Genomic DNA, 629 nt, shown 5'->3' on the forward strand with positions numbered 1-629 from the left:
CGTAAAATAGTAATAAAAACATGTAAAAGTTTCCTCAATAATTCTTGTTAAATACAGGTATTAACAATAACTAATTGATTAATAGTCATTTATTCTATGGCTTGCTGTTTGCTTATTATTAACAAAGTTAACCAGCACAGGCTCAATAATGGAAATTGATTTACAGTGGAATGAAATCATCGATAACTTAATACACTTAGGTATTGCATACCTACTTGCACTACCCATGGCTTACGACAGAGAGCGTAGTAATGATGGCGCAGGCCTTCGTACCTTTCCTCTTGTTGCTGTTGCATCGTGTGGGTATGCATTAATTGCTATGTCGGTTTTAGATGGCGCAGAAGCTCAATCAAAAATGTTGCAAGGCATCATTACTGGTATTGGTTTTATTGGCGGTGGCGCAATTTTGAAAAATAACAAATCAACCTCCGGCACAGCAACCGCAGCCAGTATTTGGAATATGGGCTTAATTGGTATAGCTGTAGCGTACAGCCGTTACGAAATAGCCATTTTACTTGCCATTATTAATTTTATAACGCTTAGGTATGTAAAAAAGTTTAAGTAACAGTTTTTTTAATAAGTATTGCAGCAAAATTCCAATGCATTATTTGAATAGCCAAAACTTATTA

At 35.1% G+C, this 629-nt stretch carries 1 protein-coding gene; it reads left to right on the top strand.

Features of this window, described 5'->3' with window-relative positions; all coding sequences use genetic code 11:
- The first annotated feature begins 148 nt into the window (after positions 1-148).
- Positions 149-565: an MgtC/SapB family protein gene (locus GQR46_RS20350; RefSeq protein WP_024590122.1), complete on the top strand. Its 417-nt coding sequence runs from the start codon at positions 149-151 to the stop codon at positions 563-565.
- The last annotated feature ends 64 nt before the right edge of the window (positions 566-629 follow it).

The organism is Pseudoalteromonas sp. Z1A6, from assembly GCF_011378745.1.
GTDB lineage: Bacteria > Pseudomonadota > Gammaproteobacteria > Enterobacterales > Alteromonadaceae > Pseudoalteromonas > Pseudoalteromonas arctica.

Excerpts from the sequence above, each read along its gene's own strand:
- GQR46_RS20350 (WP_024590122.1), top strand. The coding sequence starts at position 149 with ATGGAAATTGATTTACAGTGGAATGAAATCATCGATAACTTAATACAC.